Origin of the sequence: Stenotrophomonas sp. 2YAF22, from assembly GCF_052114665.1 — a bacterium.
Classification (GTDB): Bacteria; Pseudomonadota; Gammaproteobacteria; order Xanthomonadales; family Xanthomonadaceae; genus Stenotrophomonas; species Stenotrophomonas indicatrix.
In genome coordinates this window covers 1-3550 of sequence record NZ_JBFRFE010000454.1, presented here as the reverse complement: position 1 = coordinate 3550, position 3550 = coordinate 1, and the positions used below count along the sequence as shown (strand labels likewise).

The following is a 3550-nucleotide window of genomic DNA, read 5'->3' as shown; positions in this document are numbered from 1 at the left end:
GGGTGGCACTGCCCAGCAGGGTGCGCACGACAAGGATCACCGCCAACGCGGCCAGCACCGGCAGGCCCTGGGCCAGCGGCACGCGCTCGACCAGCACCTGCTGCACCAGCCAGGCGATGGCGGCAGCTTGAGCGATCAACAGCGCACCGGACACGCTGATGCACAGCGACGCCAGCCGCTGCCGCCCCTTCGCGGCACGGGCCAGATCGGCCAGCCAGGCGGTACGCACACGCCGCAGGCGGGTCGATTCGTCATCCCGATCAGGGGCGTCAGCGGTCGGTTCGGCAGCGCTCAAGGCTCTTCACAGGCAGCAGGGGGATGGACGGCATTGTAGGCGCAGGCAACAGCCTTCCCCTGCGGCCGGCGGTCGCAGTCTTCATCGGGTTGGCATACGATCCTCCTGAATACCTGTTCATACATTGATCTGGATCAAGGCTGTTTGAAGTAGTCGGTCACATCATTCACCCCGTAGACCACCCTTCCCGCCACCTGCAACGGCACTATCCAACGAGGTAGCCAGGCCATGATTGRTCAGACAGTCGTAGAACTGTCGCGGCTGCAATTCGCTCTGACCGCGATGTACCACTTCCTATTCGTACCGCTCACGCTTGGCCTGTCCTTCATGGTGGCCATCATGGAAAGCGTGTACGTCATGACCCGCAAGCAGGTCTGGCGGCAGATGACCCTGTTCTGGGGCRYSCTGTTCGGCATCAACTTCGCCATSGGCGTGGCCACCGGCCTGGTGATGGAGTTCCAGTTCGGCATGAACTGGTCGTACTACAGCCACTACGTGGGTGACATCTTCGGTGCGCCGTTGGCCATCGAAGGCCTGATGGCGTTCTTCCTGGAAGCGACCTTCATCGGCCTGTTCTTCTTCGGCTGGAAGCGCCTGAGCCCGGTCAAGCACCTCACCGTGACCTGGCTGATGGCGCTGGGCACCAACCTGTCGGCGGTGTGGATCCTGATCGCCAACGGCTGGATGCAGAACCCGACCGGTGCGGTGTTCAACCCGGAAACCATGCGCATGGAAGTGGTCGACTTCGCCGCGGTGCTGCTGAACCCGGTGGCGCAGGCCAAGTTCGTGCACACCGTCAGTGCCGGTTACGTGACCGGTGCAATCTTCGTGATGTCCATCAGCGCCCTGTACCTGCTGCGCAACAAGCACAGGGACATGGCCCGCCGTTCGTTCGCGGTGGCCGCGGCCTTCGGCCTGCTGTCCTCGCTGTCGGTGGTGGTGCTGGGTGACGAGAGCGGCTATGCCGCCAGCGAGCACCAGAAGATGAAGCTGGCGGCGATCGAAGCGATGTGGGAGACCGAGCGTGCGCCGGCCGACTTCACCGCCTTCGGCATTCCCAACCAGGACACCCACACCAACGACTACGCGATCAAGATCCCATACCTGATGGGCCTGATCGCCACCCGTTCGCTGGACCAGCCGATTCCGGGCATCCTGGAACTGGTGGAGCGTGCCGAGCACCGCATCCGCGGTGGCCAGATCGCCTATGGCGCACTGGAACGGGTGAAGAAGGACAAGACCGATCTTGCAGCGCGTGAAATGTTTGATCGCCATTGGCAGGATCTCGGCCATGGCCTGCTGCTGAAGCGTTACCGCGAAGACATCCTCAACGCGACGCCGGAGGAAATCTCCAAGGCCGCGATGGATACCGTACCGCGCGTGGCGCCGCTGTTCTGGACCTTCCGCATCATGGCCGGGCTGGGCTTCTACCTGATCGCCTTCTTCGCGCTGGCCTTCTACTACTCGTGCCGCAACAACTTCCAGGACAAGCGCTGGTTCCTGAAGCTGGCCGTGTGGAGCCTGCCGGCGCCGTGGATCGCGATCGAATGCGGGTGGTTCGTGGCCGAGTACGGTCGCCAACCGTGGGCAGTGGACGGCGTGCTGCCCACCTTCTATGCGGCTTCGGGCCTGGCACTGCATGAAATCCTGACCACGCTGGCGGTGTTCACCAGCCTGTACACGGTGCTGCTGATCATCGAAATCAAGCTGATGCTGAAGGCGGTCCGCAAGGGCCCGGACGACATCCTGCCGACGCTGCAGGCCGACATCCGCCCTGTTTCCCCCAATGCCGTTGCCCCCGGCCAGGCCTGAGGCAGGAGAATCCAGATGGAATTCATTGCACTTGATTACACCACGCTCCGCGTGATCTGGTGGCTGCTGCTCGGCATCCTGCTGGTCGGCTGGGCCGTCATGGATGGTTTCGACCTTGGCGTCGGCACGCTGCTGCCGTTCGTGGCAAAGACCGATGAAGAACGCCGGCTGGTGATCAACACCGTCGGCCCGGTCTGGGAAGGCAACCAGGTCTGGTTGGTGCTGGGTGGCGGCGCGATCTTCGCCGCATGGCCGCCGCTGTATGCGGTCAGCTTCTCCGGCTTCTACCTGGCGGTGTTTGCGATGCTGTTCGGGCTGATCCTGCGCCCGGTCGGCTTCAAGTACCGCAGCAAGCTGCCGTCCAAGCGCTGGCGCGACAACTGGGACCGCGTGCTGTTCGTCGGTGGCCTGCTGCCGGGCCTGATTGCCGGCGTCGCCGTGGGCAACGTGCTGCTGGGTGTGCCGTTCCACTTCGATGACACACTGCGCGTGACCTACACCGGTTCGTTCTTCGGCCTGCTCACGCCGTTCGCGCTCATCGCCGGCCTGATCAGCGTGGCCATGCTGGTGTCGCACGGTGCGGCCATGCTGGTGCTCAAGACCGACGGCCCGGTGGCCGAACGTGCAGCGCGCTACGGCAGCATCGCCGCCATCATCAGCTTCGTGTTGTTCGCCGCTGCCGGCGCCTGGGTGGCCTTCGGCCTGCCGGGCTACCAGATCACCTCGCAGGTGGTGACCGACGGGCCGACCAATCCGCTGCTGAAGACCGCCGAACTGGGGTCCGCTGCAGGTGGCTGGCTGCGCAACTACAGCAGCATGCCGGCAACGCTGGTGTTCCCGGTGCTGGGCCTGCTGGGTGCGCTTGCCAGTGCGGTGCTGCTGCGCGCGCGTCGTGGCGGCCTGGCCTTCATCGCCTCGGGCGCGTCCATTGCCGGCATCATCCTCACCGTCGGCTTTGCGATCTTCCCGTTCCTGCTGCCGTCCTCCAGCCAGCCCACCTCCAGCCTGACCGTCTGGGACAGTTCGTCCAGCCACCTCACGCTGTGGGTCATGCTGCTGGCCACGGCCATCTTCCTGCCGATCATCCTCGCCTACACCACCTGGGTGTACCGCGTGCTGAAGGGCAAGACGACGGTCGAGGACATGGACGACAACCCCAACGCGTACTGATTGCCCGTGTGCCGGCCCAGGGTCGGCACACCCCTCGCACACAGGAGATTGACCATGTGGTATTTCGCTTGGATTCTCGGCGCCGGACTGGCTTCGGTCGTGGCCATCCTCAACGGGATGTGGTTCGAAGCGCGCGAAAGCGCCCGCGCCGACAAGGAAGTGCGTTGAAACTGTAAAAAAGGGTTGCCGATACGGCCTTCACACCGTATTCTTGGCGGCTCCTTCGGGGTGTAGCTCAGTTTCAACGCACTTCCTTGTCGGCGCGGGCGCTTT

3 protein-coding genes and 1 pseudogene are annotated in these 3550 nt (G+C 64.1%); 3 read left to right on the top strand and 1 reads right to left on the bottom strand.

Annotated features, from left to right (window positions below; genetic code table 11):
- A pseudogene (locus AB4Y84_RS16305) lies at nucleotides 1-295 on the bottom strand (thiol reductant ABC exporter subunit CydD); the annotation flags it as partial.
- Nucleotides 296-523: 228 nt separating this feature from the next.
- Between AB4Y84_RS16305 and AB4Y84_RS16300 the strand changes: the two are divergent.
- The 3 genes from AB4Y84_RS16300 to cydX are packed head-to-tail and all read left to right on the top strand — an operon-like array spanning nucleotide 524 to nucleotide 3445.
- Nucleotides 524-2107 carry a cytochrome ubiquinol oxidase subunit I gene (locus tag AB4Y84_RS16300; RefSeq protein WP_442250448.1) on the top strand — a complete coding sequence of 528 codons (1584 nt, stop codon included), beginning with the start codon at nucleotides 524-526 and terminating at the stop codon, nucleotides 2105-2107.
- 15 nt (nucleotides 2108-2122) lie between these two features.
- Nucleotides 2123-3277 carry a cytochrome d ubiquinol oxidase subunit II gene (gene cydB / locus AB4Y84_RS16295; RefSeq protein WP_025876453.1) on the top strand — a complete coding sequence of 385 codons (1155 nt, stop codon included), beginning with the start codon at nucleotides 2123-2125 and terminating at the stop codon, nucleotides 3275-3277.
- 54 nt (nucleotides 3278-3331) lie between these two features.
- Nucleotides 3332-3445 (top strand): cytochrome bd-I oxidase subunit CydX, encoded by a 114-nt coding sequence (gene cydX, locus AB4Y84_RS16290; protein ID WP_025876452.1) that lies wholly within the window; start codon nucleotides 3332-3334, stop codon nucleotides 3443-3445.
- Nucleotides 3446-3550: the final 105 nt, after the last annotated feature.